Source organism: Sphingobium sp. LMA1-1-1.1, from assembly GCF_040676365.1.
Taxonomy (GTDB): domain Bacteria; phylum Pseudomonadota; class Alphaproteobacteria; order Sphingomonadales; family Sphingomonadaceae; genus Sphingobium.
This window is the reverse complement of record NZ_JBEGHS010000067.1, coordinates 1-17,553: the sequence shown is the minus strand read 5'-3', so window position 1 is coordinate 17,553 and position 17,553 is coordinate 1. Positions and strand designations below refer to the sequence as shown.

Annotated in this window: 15 protein-coding genes; 10 read left to right on the top strand and 5 right to left on the bottom strand. The window is 64.9% G+C overall.

Going from position 1 to position 17,553, the window contains the following annotated elements:
• Nucleotides 1–83 precede the first annotated feature (83 nt).
• The 4 genes from MRBLMA1_RS20155 to MRBLMA1_RS20140 form a co-directional block, all read right to left on the bottom strand.
• Nucleotides 84–803 (bottom strand): class I SAM-dependent methyltransferase, encoded by a 720-nt coding sequence (locus tag MRBLMA1_RS20155; protein WP_363739330.1) that lies wholly within the window; start codon nt 801–803, stop codon nt 84–86.
• Complete coding sequence (gene prfB, locus MRBLMA1_RS20150; protein WP_363739329.1) at nt 803–1,930, bottom strand: peptide chain release factor 2; 1,128 nt, start codon at nt 1,928–1,930, stop codon at nt 803–805. The genes MRBLMA1_RS20155 and prfB overlap by 1 nt, the downstream gene beginning before the upstream one ends.
• A gap of 393 nt (nt 1,931–2,323) precedes the next feature.
• Nucleotides 2,324–4,861, bottom strand: a complete 2,538-nt coding sequence (locus MRBLMA1_RS20145; protein WP_363739327.1) for a penicillin-binding protein 1A — start codon at nt 4,859–4,861, stop codon at nt 2,324–2,326.
• Nucleotides 4,862–4,946: 85 nt separating this feature from the next.
• Nucleotides 4,947–5,906, bottom strand: a complete 960-nt coding sequence (locus MRBLMA1_RS20140; RefSeq protein ID WP_414714781.1) for an N-acetylmuramoyl-L-alanine amidase family protein — start codon at nt 5,904–5,906, stop codon at nt 4,947–4,949.
• Between the two features lie 509 nt (nt 5,907–6,415).
• Here MRBLMA1_RS20140 and MRBLMA1_RS20135 point away from each other — a divergent pair.
• From MRBLMA1_RS20135 to MRBLMA1_RS20095, 9 genes are all read left to right on the top strand, one after another.
• Complete coding sequence (locus MRBLMA1_RS20135; protein ID WP_363739323.1) at nt 6,416–9,076, top strand: Rne/Rng family ribonuclease; 2,661 nt, start codon at nt 6,416–6,418, stop codon at nt 9,074–9,076.
• A gap of 263 nt (nt 9,077–9,339) precedes the next feature.
• On the top strand, nt 9,340–10,692 hold the full coding sequence (locus tag MRBLMA1_RS20130) for a M48 family metalloprotease (RefSeq protein WP_363739321.1): 1,353 nt from the start codon (nt 9,340–9,342) through the stop codon (nt 10,690–10,692).
• Entirely contained in the window at nt 10,689–11,459 is a 771-nt protein-coding gene (locus MRBLMA1_RS20125) for a DsbA family protein (protein ID WP_363739319.1), read from the top strand. Before MRBLMA1_RS20130 ends, MRBLMA1_RS20125 begins: the two co-directional genes overlap by 4 nt.
• Before the next feature lie 201 nt (nt 11,460–11,660).
• A complete protein-coding gene (rpmH, locus tag MRBLMA1_RS20120; RefSeq protein ID WP_007683189.1) occupies nt 11,661–11,795 on the top strand; it encodes a 50S ribosomal protein L34 in 135 nt (44 codons plus the stop codon).
• A gap of 32 nt (nt 11,796–11,827) precedes the next feature.
• Complete coding sequence (gene rnpA, locus MRBLMA1_RS20115; protein ID WP_363739317.1) at nt 11,828–12,247, top strand: ribonuclease P protein component; 420 nt, start codon at nt 11,828–11,830, stop codon at nt 12,245–12,247.
• Nucleotides 12,244–12,456: a membrane protein insertion efficiency factor YidD gene (gene yidD, locus MRBLMA1_RS20110; RefSeq protein WP_133653450.1), complete on the top strand. Its 213-nt coding sequence runs from the start codon at nt 12,244–12,246 to the stop codon at nt 12,454–12,456. The genes rnpA and yidD overlap by 4 nt, the downstream gene beginning before the upstream one ends.
• Before the next feature lie 35 nt (nt 12,457–12,491).
• Complete coding sequence (gene yidC / locus MRBLMA1_RS20105; protein ID WP_363739315.1) at nt 12,492–14,195, top strand: membrane protein insertase YidC; 1,704 nt, start codon at nt 12,492–12,494, stop codon at nt 14,193–14,195.
• 10 nt (nt 14,196–14,205) lie between these two features.
• Nucleotides 14,206–14,853, top strand: coding sequence for a ribosome biogenesis GTP-binding protein YihA/YsxC (yihA, locus tag MRBLMA1_RS20100; RefSeq protein WP_363739312.1), 648 nt, complete (start codon nt 14,206–14,208; stop codon nt 14,851–14,853).
• 10 nt (nt 14,854–14,863) lie between these two features.
• On the top strand, nt 14,864–15,286 hold the full coding sequence (locus MRBLMA1_RS20095) for a GFA family protein (protein ID WP_363739310.1): 423 nt from the start codon (nt 14,864–14,866) through the stop codon (nt 15,284–15,286).
• 33 nt (nt 15,287–15,319) lie between these two features.
• On the opposite strand, the gene MRBLMA1_RS20090 is transcribed toward MRBLMA1_RS20095, so the two are convergent.
• Nucleotides 15,320–15,874, bottom strand: a complete 555-nt coding sequence (locus tag MRBLMA1_RS20090) for a 2'-5' RNA ligase family protein (RefSeq protein WP_363739308.1) — start codon at nt 15,872–15,874, stop codon at nt 15,320–15,322.
• A 232-nt stretch (nt 15,875–16,106) separates the two neighbouring features.
• Here MRBLMA1_RS20090 and MRBLMA1_RS20085 point away from each other — a divergent pair.
• Nucleotides 16,107–17,553, top strand: a 1,447-nt coding sequence (locus tag MRBLMA1_RS20085) for a carbon starvation CstA family protein (protein ID WP_363739306.1), incomplete at its 3' end; no start/stop codon positions are given.

Sequence of the window (17,553 nt, the reverse complement as noted above, 5' to 3'; positions counted from 1 at the left end):
GGCATCCGATCGTCAAGCGTGTGAAGAACGCCATCCGTCCATCATCCGTGATACGCATGGAAAGCCTCGCGGCATCAGGGAGCTCAGGGTCGGAGGGCGCAAGGGACGATGGAGGAGGGTTCCGGCCGGGCGGTAACGCGCTTGAACCGCGCAAAATAGCCGCCGGCCGTGGGTTTCGGCACCAGTTCCTCCAAACGGAAACCCATGGCCGCCAGTTCGCAGGACAAGAGGCGCGGCGGCGTGCCATGCCGGTCGGTCGGTCGGTTGGCGTCGACCACGATCAGTTCGCCGTCCGGCTTGAGCGCGGGACTGAGATTCCAGAGAAAGGCGTAGGGTTCCGCGATTTCATGGTACATGTGGACCATGAGGATGCGGTCGAAGCTGTTTGCAGGCAGTTTCGGATCTTCCGGCGCGCCCAGGCGGACGCTGACGTTGCGCCAGTTCTCACGGGTGATGCGGCGGGACAGGGCCTCGATCACTTCGGGCATGATATCCTCCGCCAGGACGCGGCCGCCATCCCCCACCCGCTTGGCGAGCCGCACGGTATAATAGCCCTCGCCCGCGCCGATATCCGCCACTGTCATGCCGGGATGGATGCCGGCGCGGTTCATGATGTCTTCCGCTTCGTTCACCCGGTCGCGCGCTTCCTCGCTCGACCAGCGGGTGGACACGATCGGCGCGACCGGACGGTCGGCGCGGGGAAAGGCGCGCGCGCCCGGCGCGCGGTCGCCATTGCGGTCCGACGAAAACGGGCCGCAGCCCGCCAGCAGGAGCAAGCAGCCCGCCAGCGCCGGGGCCTTCATCAGTCGACATCCTCCACATCCACCTTCTCGCCGGTCACCTTCTGCGACAGGGCGGCCGCCATGAAGGGATCGAGAGCGCCGTCGAGCACGTCGTCGGGCGAGGTCGATGTGACGCCCGTGCGCAGATCCTTCACGAGCTGATAGGGTTGAAGCACATAGGAACGGATCTGGTGGCCCCAGCCGATCTCGGTCTTGGCCTGATATTCGCCCGAAGCGGCTTCCTCGCGCCGGCGCAGTTCCGCCTCGTAGAGGCGCGCCTTCAGCATGTTCATCGCGGTCGCGCGGTTCTTGTGCTGCGAGCGGTCATTCTGGGAGGCAACGATGATGCCCGAGGGAACGTGGGTGATGCGAACGGCGGAGTCGGTGGTGTTGACGTGCTGGCCGCCTGCGCCCGATGCGCGATAGGTGTCGATCTTGAGGTCGCTTTCGTTGATCTCGATATCGATATTGTCGTCGATCACCGGATAGACCCAGACCGACGAGAAGCTGGTGTGGCGGCGCGCCGAACTGTCATAGGGGCTGATGCGGACGAGGCGATGCACGCCGCTCTCCGTCTTGGCGTAGCCATAGGCATTCTCGCCCTTGAACAGGAAGGTGGCGGACTTGATGCCCGCCTGGTCGCCGGCCTGATAGTCGACCAGTTCGACCTTGTAGCCGCGGCGCTCCGCCCAGCGACGGTACATGCGGCTGAGCATTTCCGCCCAGTCCTGGCTTTCCGTCCCGCCGGCGCCGGCGTGGATTTCGAGATAGGTGTCGCTGGCGTCGGCCTCCCCCGCGAGCAGTGCCCTGATCTTGTCCTCATCGGCACGGTCGGCCAGCGCCTTGAGCGAAGCGATGGCTTCGCTCACCATATCCTCGTCGCCCTCCGCCTCTGCCATTTCGATGAGTTCGGCGGTGTCGTTCTTCTCGCTCTCGATCGCACGGGTCGCGCCGATCGCGGCCTCGAGCCGGGTGCGTTCGCGCATCACCTCCTGCGCGAGCTTCTGATTGTCCCACAGGGTCGGATCCTCGACCCGGGCGTTCAGCTCATCGAGGCGGCGAAGGGCGCGATCCCAGTCAAGGAAGCGGCGCAGCAGATCCAGCGCGGCGTCAATGCGGTCAATATATTGCTGCGCTTCGGCGCGCATGGGGCATCTCCAGAATGTCGGGCGCTTGGCTTCTAGACCGGCAAACGCATCAAATGCCTGCCCCTATCCGAGGGCGGCCGATTTGGGAAGATTCAATCCTTGCCGACCTGCACGGAAGGATTGGCGGGAAATGGCCGTTTTGCGTCGAAGTTCACAGTGTATGCGCGCGCGTGCCCGGGCGCGCGTGTGCCTGGGCGGGGTTTTCATCGGACGTTTCAAAGAGGGATGCGGGATAGAGCGGTGAAGGCGGAATAGGACAGGCTGAATGGCAGCCCGCTGGAGAAATAGGATGTTTTTTGTGGGACGCTGTTGCCGTTGGGCACCCTATTGCTCCGAGTCAGGGTCGGGAAAGGGGCACCGGGAACCCCTGTCTGCTCACCATCCTGACCGCTATCAGTAAATCCCGCCCTGGTCCTGCAGGAAGTCGCTGTCGGTGCGCTGACGATGCTGGACCGTCGCTTCGATGCGGGCGGCGGCCTTGTCCTGGGCGGCGACCTCTTCCTTGCGGATCGATCGGCGCGGTTCGGATTCGGGCTTGAACGCTTCCCAGATCACGGCGGGCTTGGGCTCGTCGGTCGGCCAGACGCCGTAGACGCGCTTGCCCGAACGGCGGTCGATCGTGACCATGCGGATGCCGGCCGGCGCGATGAAAGGCGTCTTGGGCATGGTTTCCAGGACCGGCGTCATCGCCGCCTTCCAGATCGGCGCGGCGACGCGGCCACCCTGCGCCCAGCCGCCTAGGCTGCGCGGCTGGTCATAGCCGATATAGACGCCCGCCACGATGTCCGGCGATCCGCCGACAAACCACACATTGGTCGGGCCGTTGGTCGTGCCGGTCTTGCCGAACAGCGGGCGCTTGAGGTCGGCCAGCACGGTGGCGGTGCCGCGCTGGATCACGCCTTCGGTGATGTGGACGACCTGATAGGCGGTCATGGGGTTCATCACCTGGCGCCCCTCGAAACCGAAGCGCGGCATGGGCTTGCCATCCCAATTGGCCATGTTGCAGCCATCGCAGGCACGCCAGCGCAATGGCCAGATCACCTTGCCGCGACGGTCCTGCACATAATCCATCAGCTTGGGGCTGAGTTGCCGCCCCTGATTGGCCAGCATGGCATAGGCGTTCACCATGCGCTCCACCGTGGTTTCGCCCGCACCCAGGGCGAAGGAGAGATAGGGCTGGTAATCGCCGATCCCCATCGCCTTTATCGTACGCACGACGCGGTCCATGCCGGTCTGGCTGGCGGCGCGCACGGTCATCAGGTTGCGCGACTGTTCGACGCCCCAGCGCATCGTCTGCGGCCCGGCGCTGCCCCCGGAGAAGTTGCGGAAGCATTTCTGGCCGAGGCCCGCGCCCTGATAGACGCACAGCGGGCCATCGACGATGATCGAGGCCGGCGTCATCCCGTTGTCCAACGCGGCGGCATAGACGAAGGGCTTGATGGTCGATCCCGGCTGCCGCATGGCCTGGGTGGCGCGGTTATAGGAGGAGAGGCGATTGTCGAAGCCCCCCTGCATGGCGCGGACGCGGCCCGAATGGGTTTCCTCCACCACCATGCCGCCGGAAACTTCCGGCACGTTGCGCAGCGCCCAGCCCGATCCGTTGCGCGCCACCACGATCAGGTCGCCCGGCGCCATCGCGGCAAAGGCTGGTCCGCCTGTCTTGCGATAGGGCAGTTGGGCGGCGTCGGCAGGCAGCGTGCCGGTCGAACCGTCCGAAAAGCCGATCTGCGCCGAGGAGGAATCGCGACTGACGATCACGGCGACGCGCCATCCCGCATAGTCGACGTCGATATAGCTCGCCGCCAGTTCCCGTTGCCAGCCGCGATCCATGTCGATCTTGGCGACCGGCCCGGACCAGCCCTTGCCCGCGTCGAAGCGCAGCAGGCCGTTGCGCAGCGCCGTCGTCGTCAGGTCCTGGATCTTCGGGTCATAGGGGCTGCGCACCCAGAGGCCCCCGGCATAGACGCTGTTGGGGCCATCCTCCGCCTTCTCCCCGAAAAGCTGGATCAGGCGGCGGCGCACCTCCTCCATATAATAGCCGCCGGCGCGCGCATCGAAGCTGGAGCCGTGCGCGGCCACGGTGCCGAGCGGCTGCGCCTGCGCCTCGTTCCGCTGCGCCCCCGTGATCCAGCCATTTTTGTACATTTCCCCCAGCGCCCAGTTGCGACGCTCCAGCGCGCGTTCGTGGCCGGTCGGGCTTTCCGGGCGGTAATTGGCCGGTCCCTTGGGCAGGATCGCCAGATAGGCCATTTCGTGCAGCTTGAGGTCGGCCACATCCTTGTTGAAATAGGCGCGGGCCGCAGCCTGCACGCCATAGGCGTTGCGGCCGAGGAATATCTGGTTGAGGTAGAGTTCCAATATCTGCTGCTTCGACAGCACGCCCTCCATGCGATAGGCGAGGATCATTTCCTTCACCTTGCGCGTGGGCGAATATTCGTCGCCGATCAGCAGGTTCTTGGCCACCTGCTGCGTGATGGTGGAGCCGCCGCGGGCGCGCTGCCCCGATCCGATCTTGGTCGCATAGTCGAAAACCGCGCCGATGAAGCCGGGGATGTCGACGCCATGATGCTCGAAAAAGGTCTTGTCCTCCGCCGACAGATAGGCGCGGATAAGGAGCGGAGGATAATCGCTGTACTGGAGCTGCACGCGCCGTTCGCGGGCATAGCTGTGGACCGGCTGGCCGTTGGTGTCGCGCACTATGGTCGGCAGGGGCGGCTCATATTCCAGCAGCGTCGCCGCATCGGGCAGGCCGCGCGCGAAGATGAGCCAGAACAGCGCATAAGCGAGCAGGAGACCGCCAAGGCCGATCGCGATCCAGCGGAACCAGCGCCTGTCCCAATGGGGCTGGAGGCGCTGCCGAAAACCGCTCAGGCCACGACGCAGGCGCTGAGCAAAGGATGATGCGGCGTGTTGGGGGCGTGCCTCTTCCATGATGGTCGGGCTGTAAGGTCAAAATCGGGGAAGCGCCAGAGTGGAATGCCGGTGGCGGGATATGTCGCGTCCGCCGCGCGCCTGGCTAACCGCCCCGGTCCCTGCTCGCCGCCAGCTTGCGCGCAAAATGCACTTCGATGGCGCGTGCCACGCCCCGGGCGATGTTCGCCTGCCCTTCCCTCGACGCCAGGAAAGCCGCATCGGCGCTGTTGGAGAGATAGCCGGTTTCGAACAGCACCGACGGCGTATCGGGCGCCTTCAGCACTATCAGCGAGGCAAAGCGGTGCGCATTGCCGCGGAACGGGACATAGGGCGCCGCTTCGCGCTGGAGCAGCCGGGCGAAGGCCACCGACATGTTCATCGATTCCCGCTGCGTCAGGTCGATGAGGATCGACGAGACATCGCCCGACTGGCCGCCCAGGTTGATGCCGTTCAACACATCCGCCTTGTTCTCGCGCGCGGCGAGGCGCGATGCCTCCCGGTCGGAGGCGGTTTCGGACAGGGTATAGACGGTTGCGCCCCGCGCCTTGTCGTTATCGGCCGAATCGGCGTGGATGGAAATGAACAGGTCCGCGTTGAGCTGGCGCGCGATGCCGTAGCGTTCCTGCAGCACCAGGAAACGGTCGTCGTCGCGGGTCAGCGCGACGCGGACCCTGCCCGACTTCACCAGTTCATCGCGGATCGCCTGCGCGATGGCCAGCGTCACATCTTTCTCGCGCTCGCCAGTCTCGCGGTTGACTGCGCCAGGATCATGGCCGCCATGACCGGCATCAATCACCACCAGCGGACGCGACGCGTCGCGCGACCCCTCCACCGGCGGAAGCGAGACACCACGGGCGACGGGAGGGATCGGAACGGTGATGCTGTGGAGCCGCTTCGCCGGACGAGGCGCCATGTGCGCGGGCACGTCGAAGCGCAAGCCGGGCCGATCGCCATCAAGGCCATCAGCGGAAGCGGGCGCAGCCGAGAGGATCATGCTTGCGAGCGCAAGACTTTGAAGCATGCGCCGCTTGTGCACCGCGCGGCCCGGCGCCGTCCAGCGCAATTTTTACCTCGTCACTTCCCGTTCGCGACGCGGGCGGCATTGTGAGACGGGGCATTGCCGAACAGGCCACTTAATCCAATCTTAACCATGATGGCGATAAACGGCAGGATGTATTGGGAGCAAAGTGCCGCTGGCGCGAAACAATATTTCCAGGGGCCGTTGCTCCCTGCGGTTTTGACTGCTACCCAATCATATTCCTTAGAAGGCGTGCCTTTATCGGGCGACCGTTCTTTTTTGGATATTCACGATGGCATCGGCAGGCGGATACGCCACTATCGATGCACGAACAGGTTGACGCTGCATGAGGCATGATTTCCAATCGACGCTGAACCCGATCCCGGGCGATGCGGCGTGGTTGGTGGTGTCCGGCACATGGTCCGGCCCTGCCCCGGCAGCAGACACGCAATTTTCCAAACCAAACCGGGCGATGCAGCAACTCGCGCCGCCCCCTTACTATCGCGCGGCAGCCCGGCCCAGTGCCGTCGGCCGCCAGCGCCGGAGAACAATGAATGACAATGCGTATGCTGATCGATGCGCGCCACCGGGAAGAAACCCGGGTCGCGGTCGTCAAAGGTAACCGGATCGAGGAGTTCGATTTCGAATCGGCCGAGCACAAGCAGCTCAAGGGCAATATCTACCTCGCCAAGGTCACGCGCGTAGAGCCGTCGCTGCAGGCGGCGTTCGTCGATTATGGCGGCAACCGCCACGGCTTCCTGGCCTTCAGTGAAATCCATCCCGACTATTATCAGATCCCCCGCGAGGACCGCGAAGCGCTGCTGCGCGAGGAGCGCGAGCATGCCGAGGAAGAGGCCGCGCTGCGTGCCGATTTCGACGATGACGACGATCATCCGGCCGCCGATGGGGGCCTGGAAGTGGTCGAGGCGACCCATCATCACGACGATGAGGAGCATGGTGAGGAAGCGCCCGAGAATGACAAGGGTGGCCGTGGCCGCCGCGGCAAGGGCGACGAAGCCGCCGACGAACTGCGCCGCAAGCGCATGGCGCTGCGCCGCCGCTACAAGATCCAGGACGTCATCAAGCGCCGCCAGGTGCTGCTGGTGCAGGTCGTCAAGGAGGAGCGCGGCAACAAGGGCGCTGCGCTGACCACCTATTTGTCGCTGGCGGGCCGTTACTGCGTGCTGATGCCGAACACGTCGCATGGCGGCGGGATTTCGCGCAAGATTTCCAACGCCGCCGACCGCAAGCGGTTGAAGTCGATCATCGCGGAAATGGCGCTGCCCTCGACCATGGGCTGCATCGTTCGCACCGCCGGCCTGCAGCGCACCAAGCCGGAGATCAAGCGCGACTTCGACTATCTCGCCCGGCTGTGGGACGAAATCCGCGAAAAGACGCTGAAGTCCGACGCGCCCGCGCTGATCCATAATGACAGCGACCTCATCAAGCGGGCGATCCGCGATATCTACAACAAGGATATCGAAGAGGTCATCGTCGAGGGCGAATATGGCTATAAGGCGGCCAAGGACTTCATGAAACTGCTGATGCCCAGCCATGCGCGCCGGGTGAAGCAATATGCCGATGCCGTGTCGCTGTTCCAGCGCGCCAGCGTCGAGGATCAGCTCGCGGCGATGTACAATCCCGTCGTTCAGCTCAAGTCCGGCGGCTATCTGGTCATCAACCCGACCGAGGCGCTGGTGTCGATCGACATCAACTCCGGCCGTTCGACCCGCGAGCATGGCATCGAGCAGACCGCCGTCGCCACCAATCTGGAAGCCGCCCGCGAGATCGCGCGTCAGCTCCGCCTGCGCGACATGGCGGGTCTGGTCGTCATCGACTTCATCGACATGGAGATGAACTCCAACATCCGCAAGGTCGAGAAGGCGATGAAGGAGGCGCTGAAGGACGATCGCGCCCGCATCCAGGTCGGCCGTATTTCCGGTTTCGGCCTCATGGAGATGAGCCGCCAGCGGCTGCGCACCGGCGTCCTTGAAGCCTCCACGCGCCAGTGCCCGCATTGCGAGGGCACGGGGCTGGTCCGCACCGCTTCGTCGGCGGGCCTCAGCGCGCTGCGCATGCTGGAAGAGGAGGCGGCGCGTGGTCGCGGCAACCTGATCACGCTGCGCGCGAGCCAGGAAGCGGCCTTCTACGTCCTCAACAACAAGCGCCACGAGCTGGACGAGATCGAGCAGCGCTATGGCGTGCGCATCGCCATCCTGCCCGATGGCGAGGTAGAGGGCGCGCGCATGTCGGTCGAGGCCAGCGGGCCGCGTCCGGAGCGGGTGGTCGACTATACGCCGATCGTGGAGGAGGATGACGATCTCGACGTCGTCGAGGAACTGGACGAGGAAGAGATCGAAGAGGTCGAAACCGCGCAGGAGGAACGCGCCGAGCGGGGCGAGGACCGTGAAGGCGGCCGACGCCGCCGTCGCCGCCGTCGTCGGCGCGGTGGGCAGCGCGACGAAAATCGCGCCGAATCCGAGATCCACGGCGAGGCCGGCGGAGAGGCCGACGACGCCGAAGAGGAAGGCGAGACCGAAGGGGAGGCCGAGACTGTTTCGGCTGACGCCGCCGCCGAAGCGGAGGGCGAGGGCCGTCGCCGCGGCCGTCGCGGTCGCCGGGGTGGACGCCGTCGTCGCGAGGCCGGTGAGGACGCCGTGAGCGAAGGCTCTGTTGCCGGCGAGGAAGCGGTCGAAGCCGTCGAAGCCGAAATCGCCCAGGAGCCTGTGGCGGAAGCCGCGCCAGAGGCGGCTGCCGAGGAAGAGGCACCCAAGACCCGGCGTCGCCCCCGTGCCCGCAAGGCGAAGGAAAGCGCCGCCCCCGCCGCCGAGGCGGTCGAAGCCGCTGCGGAAACGCCCGTCGAGGCGGCACCGGAAGCACCCGTTGCTGAAGAGGCGCCGGCCAAGCCCAAGCGGACCCGTCGCAAGAAGGCTGAGCCGGTAGCGGAGGAAGCCGCAGCCGCTGAAGCTGCGCCGGAAGCGCCGGCCGCCGACGCGGCTCCGGCCAAGCCCAAGCGCACGCGGCGGAAGAAGGCAGATCCGGTGGTCGAGGAAGTCGCTGCCGCTGAGGCCGCGCCTTCGGCCGACACGCCCGCCGAGGCTGCTTCGCCCGAAACCGGCGATACGGTCACCATGGACGGAGAAGCGGACGCGACGGGCGAGGGCGACGAGGGCGGCCCGCGCCGCGGCTGGTGGCAGCGCACCTTCGGCCAATAAGCCGGCACAGGATGAAAGACGCCGCTGTCTTGCCGCCCCGGGGCGGCCGGACGGCGGCGTTTTCCTTTTCGGTTGAGGATTAAACGGTGCCGGGAGAGAGAGCTTGTGGCCATTCTCCACCCCAAAGCCGCTATTGGACCTGCCGCTTAATAGGCTACATAATCGCTTTCAGCACCCGTTCAGCCCGTTCAAGGCATTGACCCTCAGCGATGGAGCTCCCTTTCCCTGCCCTGCCCCGCCCAAAAATGCCGAGCCGTCATGGCATGACCATGCGCTGGCTTCGTTTCGCGGCCATTGCAGCCGCATCGATTGCCCTGTTGTCGCGTCCGGCCGCGGCGCAGCAGATCCTGCGCGACGCGGAGACCGAGGCCTTCATGGCGGACATGTCCGCGCCGCTGGTGCAGGCGGCGGGCATGGAGCCGCGCAACGTCCAGGTGCTGGTCATCAACGATCCCAATATCAACGCGTTCGTTGCGGGCGGCCAATATGTCTGGGTGCATAGCGGGCTGATCGCCGCCGCCGACAATGTGAACCAGGTGCAGGGCGTGGTCGCGCATGAACTCGGCCATATCGAGGGCGGCCATGTCATCCGTTATGGCGAGGGGATGAAGGAGGCCACCGGCATCACCCTGCTGAGCCTGGTCCTGGGCGCGGCGGCGATCGCGGCGGGCGGCGCGGAAGCGGGCATGGGTATCCTTGGCCTGGGGCAGCAGGCGGCGATGGGCAAGTTCCTGGCCTTTTCGCGGGCGCAGGAGAGCTCCGCAGACCTTGCGGGCGCGCGCTATCTCAGCAAGGCTGGGATTTCGGGCAAGGGCAGCCTGGAATTCTTCAAGAAGCTGCAGAACCAGGAATATCGGCTCGCCATTCCGCAGGACGACAGCTATGGCCGCACCCACCCGCTTTCCGGCGAGCGCATCAATGTGCTGCGGGAAGTCTATACGGTCGATCCCGCCTGGGACAAGCCGGTGGACCCGAAGCTGGAGGCCCGGTTCGAACGGATCAAGGCAAAGCTGGTGGGCTTCGTTTCGGAACCCAACCAGACCCTGCTCAAATATCCCGAAAGCGACCAGTCGATCCCGGCCCATTATGCCCGCGCCTACGCCTGGCACAAGAGCGCCTATCCGGACAAGGCGCTCAGCGAGGTCGACGCCCTGCTGGCCGTCGCGCCGCATGATCCCTATTTCCTGGAGCTTAAAGGGCAGGTGCTGCTGGAAAGCGGCAAGCCCGCCGACGCCATCCCGCCCCTGCGCGAGGCGGTGCGGCTGACCAACCAGCCGCTGATCGCCACGCTGCTGGGCCATGCGCTGATCGCGACGGAGAATGACGCCAATTTCGCGGAGGCGGAAACGGTGCTGCGCAACGCGATTGCGCGCGATCGCGAAAACCCCTTCGCCTGGTACCAGTTGGGCGTGGTCTATGAACATCGCGGCGACTTGCCGCGCGCCGCGCTGGCTACGGCGGAGCGCTATTCGATGATAGGCAATGACCAGATGGCGCTGCGCAGCGCCGATGCCGCGATGCAGGGATTGAAGCCGGGCACGGTTGACTATCTGCGGGCGCAGGATATCGCCATGGTTTCCCGCGCAGCCGTCGAACAGAAGCGAAAGAAACGATGACAGACCAGAGCCGGCCCAGCTTTCGCGCGGCGCTTTCCAACAGGACCATCATGATGACCCTTGGCGTTTTCGCCTTCATCGCCGCCACCGCGACGGGCGCGGCGCTCGGCACCCAGAGCACGGGCCGCGTCGATGCCGGTGACAAGGCCGCGATCGAGCAGATCGTGCATGACTATATCATGGAACATCCCGAGATCATTCCGCAGGCGGTCGAGAAGCTGCAGGCGAAGCGGATGTCGGGCATGATCGACGCCAGCCGCAAGACGATCGAAACCCCCTATGCCGGCGCGTGGGAGGGTGCCGCCGATGGCGATGTGACCGTGGTCGAGTTTTTCGACTATGCCTGCGGTTACTGCCGGGCGTCGCTGCCCGATCTCGCCAGGCTGGTGGGCGAGGACAAGAGGGTGAAGATCGTCTATCGCGAACTGCCGATCCTGTCCGACGAGAGTATCGACGCGGCGAAGGTGTCGCTGCTGGCGGCAGAGAAGAACCAGTATATGCCCTTCCACCGCGCGCTCTATGCCGCGGGCAAGGTGACGCGCGAGACGATCATGGCGGCCGCGGCAAAGGTCGGGATCGACGCGAAAGCGGCGCAGGGGGCGATAACGGGGGGCCGATATGATGCGGAAATCCAGTCCAATATCGGACTTGCGCAGAAGCTGCAGGCGAGCGGCACGCCCACTTTCGTGATCGGGGGCCAGGTGCTGAACGGCGCCGTGGGCTATGATGCGCTGAAGGCTGCGGTGACGACTGCGCGGGAGAAATAGTCGCTGGATTTCGGCTGGATTCGGGAATGCGCCGGGTCAGCCGATTCTCCTGCTCCATGCAAAGCGAAAAGCGCGCTGCCTCTCTCCTCCGCCATTGACTCGCCGGTCCCTTTTGCCTATCGGACGCCCCCTGACATGCGGCCGCCCACCAGCGGCCCTTTTTTGTCACGCCCGATTCTTTTAGTTTTTGAGGAATGAACGATGAAGCGCACCTATCAGCCGAGCAATCTGGTTCGGAAGCGCCGTCACGGTTTCCGCGCTCGCATGGCGACCCCCGGCGGCCGCAACGTGCTGCGCGCTCGTCGTGCCCGCGGCCGCAAGAGCCTGAGCGCCTGAACGACGCGCCGCTTGATCGCGCGCCTGCCGTCATGGGCAAGCGCGCCGATTTTCTGGCGGCGAATCGCGGACGGCGTGCGCCCATGCCGGGCTTTGTCCTGCTGGTGCGCGAACGTGGCGACGGCGATCCGGCGATGCGCTACGGCATCACGGTCACGAAAAAGATTGGCGGCGCTGTCATCCGCAACCGGATGAAGCGCCGCTTTCGCGTTCTGGCGCGCGAACTGCTGCCAGCGCTTGGCATGGCCGGGGCGGATCATGTGCTGATCGGGCGCGCCGAAGGTATTGAGCGCGACTTCGCCCTGCTTCGGCAGGAGCTGGAAAAGGCGCTGGGCAAGGTGATGTCGCGGCCGGTGGGTGAGGCGCATCGTCCCTCCCGCCGGAAAACTCCACGGCCCGCTCCCGGAAGCGACGGGGCACCGAAGCAAGAACATCGACGGGAAAAGCCGTGATCGGGGGCCTTCTCATCCTGGTCGCGCGCTTCTGGCAATGGGGTCCGTCGCGCATCTTGCCGCCTTCCTGCCGCTATGCGCCCTCCTGTTCCGAATATGCGATTCAGGCGATCGGCAAATATGGTGCGGTGAAGGGTAGCTGGCTGGCCACGAAGCGGCTAATGCGATGCCACCCATGGGGCGGTTCGGGATACGATCCCGTCCCCTGACAGTGAATTTTTGAGACACGGCGGAGCCGACAAGCGTGGACGACAAGAAGAATATCATCCTGGCGGTGCTGCTGACCGCGGCGATCCTGTTCGGCTGGCCCTATGTCGCCAAACATTTCTTCCCTGCCGCCAATCCGCCGGCCACCAGGATAGAGGGCGGCAAGACCACGCCGCTCACCCCGTCCGGCACGGCCCCCGCGGCAGAGGGCGGCGCGGCGGTCCGTGATCTGGCCCTGGTGCTGAAGGATAGTCCGCGCGTGCCCATCCGCACGCCCAAGATCACCGGATCGATCAACCTCAAAGGCGCGCGCATCGATGATATCGTGCTGCCGACCTACAAGGAAACGATCGCGAAGGATTCGCCCGCGATCCGCCTCTACAGCCCCAGCGGCACCAAGGACGCCTATTTTGCGGGCTTTGGCTGGCAGGGCGAAGGGGTGAAGACGCCGGACGGCAGTACGGTGTGGACCACGACGGCCAAGGAACTGACGCCGACCAGCCCCGTCACGCTGACGTGGAGCAATGGCGTCGGGCAGACCTTCGAAATTCGCTACTCCATCGACGAAAATTACATGATCACCGCGCAGCAGAAGGTGTCGAACAGCGGCGCCGGGGCGGTGGGGGTCAAAAGCTATGGCTATGTCAGCCGGGCGCATCCTTCGGCCGATCCCGACACCTGGACGATCCATGTCGGGCCGATGGGCGTCTTCAACGGCGCGGCCAATTATGACGTGAATTACAAGGATCTGGCCAAGGGTCCGGCGGTGCAGAGCTTCCAGTCGACGGGCGGCTGGATCGGCTTTACCGACAAATATTGGCTTTCCGCGCTGGTGCCGGACCAGAAGGCCGCCTTCACGGGCCAGATGCGCAAGGGCGACGGCACGCAATATCAGACCGACGCCGCCTTGGCGCCCGTCATGGTCGCGCCGGGCAAGGCAATGACGCAGACCAACCGGCTGTTCGTCGGCGCCAAGGAAGTGAAGACGCTCCAGGCCTATGAACGGGCGGGCATTCCGCTGTTCGACCGGGCGATCGACTGGGGCTGGTTCTACTGGTTCGAACAGCCGATCTTCGCGCTGCTGCACTGGCTGTTCACGGTGATCGGCAATTTCGGCGTGGCGATCATCTGCCTGACATTCGTGGTGCGCGGCCTGATGTTCCCTGTCGCCCAGCGCCAGTTCGCCAGCATGGCAGCGATGCGCGCGGTGCAGCCGAAGATGAAGGCGCTGCAGGAGAAGTACAAGGAGGACAAGCCCAAGCTGCAGCAGGAGATGATGGAGCTCTACAAGCGCGAGAAGGTGAACCCGCTCGCCGGCTGTCTGCCGATCTTCATCCAGATCCCGATCTTCTTCGCACTCTACAAGGTGTTGCAACTCACCATCGAAATGCGCCACCAGCCCTTCGTGCTGTGGATCAAGGATCTTTCCGCGCCCGACCCGCTGCATATCGTCAACCTGTTCGGTCTGTTGCCCTTCACCCCGCCGGCCTTCCTGGGCATCGGTGTGCTGGCGCTGCTGCTCGGCATCAGCATGTATTTCCAGTTCAAGCTGAACCCGGCACAGATGGACCCGATGCAACAGCAGGTGTTCGCGATCATGCCGTGGATGATGATGTTCATCATGGCGCCCTTCGCAGCGGGCCTGCTGGTCTACTGGATTACCAACAACTGCCTGTCGATGTTGCAGCAATGGTGGCTTTACAAGCGTCACCCGCAACTGAGCGCGGCGACCGCGAAATAAGGCCGGCGATTTGAACGAACAGGAACAGTCTGAGTTGATCGAGGAAGCGCGCAAGGTCTTTGCAGGCCCCATCGCCTTCCTCAAATCCGCGCCGGACCTCAAATTCCTGCCCGACATGGCGGTGAATGAGGTGGCATTTGCGGGCCGGTCCAATGTCGGCAAGTCATCGCTGCTGAACGCGCTGACGAACCGCAACGGCCTTGCCCGCACGTCCAACACGCCGGGGCGGACGCAGGAGCTGAACTTCTTCGACGTCGGCGACCCGCTGCGCTTCCGGCTGGTCGACATGCCGGGCTATGGCTATGCCAAGGCGCCCAAGGACATGGTGCGCAAATGGCGTTTCCTGGTGAACGACTATCTGCGGGGTCGCGCGAAGCTGAAACGGACGCTGGTGCTGATCGACAGCCGCCACGGGATCAAGGATGTCGACACCGATATCCTCGACATGCTGGACGCTGCGGCGGTCAGCTATCGCATCGTCCTGACCAAGACCGACAAGGTGAAGGCCAGCCATCTGGCGGAAGTGAATCAGGCCGTGTCCGAGGCGATCCGCAAACGGCCAGCCGCGCATCCGGACATCATCGCGACGTCGAGCGAAAAGGGCATGGGCTTGCCCGAATTGCGCGCGGCCGTGCTGGAAAGCGTGACGCAGGGGTAAGAACGGGCCCATGGTGAAGATCACCTGCCTCTGCGGCCAGATCAGCCTGACGATCGAGAAGCGTCCGGAGTTCATCAACGCCTGCAACTGTACGCTGTGCCGCAAGTCCGGTGCGCATTGGGCCTATCTTCACCCTGATGAGGTGCAGGTGGAGGGTGTCACGCACAGCTATTGCCGCGAGGACAAGGACGATCCGGCAGCGGAAATCCAGTTTTGCGGGCGATGCGGATCGACCACCCATTTCACCCTGTCCGCCAGCGCGGTTTCCCGGTTCGGCAACAGCATGATGGGCGTCAATATGCGCCTGGCCGACGAACGTGACATTGCCGGCATCGAACTGCGCTATCCCGACGGGCGGTCCTGGTCGGGGACAGGCGATTTCGGCTATGTGCGGGCACCACGGATCATTGGCCAGGACGCAGGTTCCGACTGATCCGAAGGGCTTCCGCGCTGAAGCCGCAGCTCGTCAGAAAAGGCTGTACTGTCCGCTCCCCTTCAAAGTCCAGGTGGCAAGGGTTTCATGGTGGGTGCGCCCGACATGGCTGCATATCAGCATGAAGCGGTCGACATGCCAGCCAAAGCCCTCCACCCGACGCTGTTCCGGTGGACCGTCGCGGTAGAAGAGCGTCTGGTGCGGGCTGAAGCTCCAGCCGGGGCGCAGCATCACCCCTGCCCCCTTCATCCCTGCCGCGATCTGTTTCTGCAGCGCGTCGAGCAACGGGACATGACGGGATGGACGCAAGGCGCCGGACCGGCCGCCGATGCTGAGCCTGTCCAGGCGCAGGTCGAACGGCTCCGCCATCACGCCCGTCCCGGCGCGCATCAGCGCCTTGATCACGGCATAGGGATAATCGACATGATCGCAGGTGATCGCCAGCGTCACATGCTGATGATCCACGGCGACCCGCCGGGCTTCCCCAGCGATGCTTTCGGCGAAATGATCCGTCTGGCGGGCGATCAGCGCTGTCGGCTTCAGCGCGAAGAACAGGCGGAACAGGGTCTGGGTGGGGCGGCTTTCCATGCAATCTGCTCCATGCGACTCGGCGGCATATGTTCATGATATGTTCTTTTCATGCCGAAGGCGAATCCGCTGAAGCCGCGCCTGTCCGCGCCGCCGGATCATCACGCGCGCGGCATGCGGGTGGAGCGGCAGGCTGGCCTCCCGACAAGATGCCGGCCTCCGACAAGATGATTGTCTTTGAGGGCTGTGGCCCTACTGTGCGGATTTCCAACGAACAGGCAATCAGAGAGCGATGACCCGGCACATACCCTGGATAGTGATGGCGATGGTCGGCGCGGCGTCGCTGTCCGTGGTGGCGGTATCACGCGGTGAAGCGGTCAACGCCCTGTGGATCGTGGTGGCGGCGGCCTGCAGTTTCCTCGTCGCCTATCGCTATTATGCGCTGTACATCGCGCGGAACGTGATGCGGCTGGACCCGTCACGGCCCACGCCGGCGATCCGTCGCGCCGACGGGCTGGATTATGTGGCGACCGACCGCACCGTGCTGTTCGGTCATCATTTCGCCGCCATCGCGGGCGCGGGGCCTCTGGTGGGACCCGTGCTGGCGGCGCAGATGGGCTATCTCCCCGGCACGCTCTGGATCATCGCGGGCGTGGTGTTGGCGGGCGCGGTGCAGGACTTCATGGTCCTCTTCATCTCCATGCGCCGCGACGGGAAGTCGCTGGGCGAGCTGATCCGCATGGAAATGGGCCAGGTGGCGGGCACCATCGCCCTGTTCGGCGCCTTCATGATCATGGTCATCATCCTGGCCGTGCTGGCGCTGATCGTGGTGAAGGCGCTGGCGGAAAGCCCCTGGGGCATGTTCACCGTCGCCGCGACAGTGCCGCTGGCGATGGCGATGGGCGCCTATACGCGCTGGATCAGGCCCGGCCGCATCGGGGAAGTGTCGCTGATGGGGCTGGTCGGGCTGCTGGCCGCCATCGTCTATGGGCAGAGCATCGCCGCTTCGCCGGTCTGGGGTCCGGTCTTCACCTTCACGCCGGTGCAGCTTTGCTGGATATTGATCGGCTATGGTGCGGTGGCTTCGGTGCTGCCGGTGTGGCTGTTGCTGGCGCCGCGCGATTATCTGTCGACCTTCCTCAAGATCGGCGCGATAGCCGCGCTGGCGATCGGCATCGTCATCATGGCGCCGCCCCTCAAAATGCATGCCGTAACCGCGTTCGTCAGCGGCAACGGGCCGGTCTGGTCGGGCGGTCTGTTCCCCTTCCTGTTCATCACCATCGCCTGCGGGGCGGTATCGGGCTTCCACGCCCTCATCTCCAGCGGCACCACGCCCAAGCTGATCGCGAGCGAAGCCGATGCGCCGATGATCGGTTATGGCGCGATGCTGATGGAGGCGTTCGTCGCCATCATGGCGCTGGTGGGCGCGTCGATCCTCGATCCGGGCATCTATTTCACGATGAACAGCCCGGCGGCGGTCATCGGCAAGGATGCGGCGAGCGCCGCGGCGGCGGTGACGGCCATGGGTTTCCCCATCTCGCCCGAACTGATCCTGCAGACCGCGAAGGATGTGGGCGAGCACAGCATCATCTCCCGCGCGGGCGGGGCGCCAACGCTGGCGGTGGCGATGGCGGAGATCTTCTCCCATGTCGTGGGCGGGCCGGCGATGAAGGCCTTCTGGTATCATTTCGCGATCCTGTTCGAGGCGCTGTTCATCCTGACCGCCGTCGATGCGGGGA

Excerpts from the sequence above, each read along its gene's own strand:
- MRBLMA1_RS20155 (WP_363739330.1), bottom strand. The coding sequence starts at position 803 with ATGAAGGCCCCGGCGCTGGCGGGCTGCTTGCTCCTGCTGGCGGGCTGC.
- prfB (WP_363739329.1), bottom strand. The coding sequence starts at position 1,930 with ATGCGCGCCGAAGCGCAGCAATATATTGACCGCATTGACGCCGCGCTG.
- MRBLMA1_RS20145 (WP_363739327.1), bottom strand. The coding sequence starts at position 4,861 with ATGGAAGAGGCACGCCCCCAACACGCCGCATCATCCTTTGCTCAGCGC.
- MRBLMA1_RS20135 (WP_363739323.1), top strand. The coding sequence starts at position 6,416 with ATGACAATGCGTATGCTGATCGATGCGCGCCACCGGGAAGAAACCCGG.
- MRBLMA1_RS20130 (WP_363739321.1), top strand. The coding sequence starts at position 9,340 with ATGACCATGCGCTGGCTTCGTTTCGCGGCCATTGCAGCCGCATCGATT.
- MRBLMA1_RS20125 (WP_363739319.1), top strand. The coding sequence starts at position 10,689 with ATGACAGACCAGAGCCGGCCCAGCTTTCGCGCGGCGCTTTCCAACAGG.
- rpmH (WP_007683189.1), top strand. The coding sequence starts at position 11,661 with ATGAAGCGCACCTATCAGCCGAGCAATCTGGTTCGGAAGCGCCGTCAC.
- rnpA (WP_363739317.1), top strand. The coding sequence starts at position 11,828 with ATGGGCAAGCGCGCCGATTTTCTGGCGGCGAATCGCGGACGGCGTGCG.
- MRBLMA1_RS20095 (WP_363739310.1), top strand. The coding sequence starts at position 14,864 with ATGGTGAAGATCACCTGCCTCTGCGGCCAGATCAGCCTGACGATCGAG.
- MRBLMA1_RS20090 (WP_363739308.1), bottom strand. The coding sequence starts at position 15,874 with ATGGAAAGCCGCCCCACCCAGACCCTGTTCCGCCTGTTCTTCGCGCTG.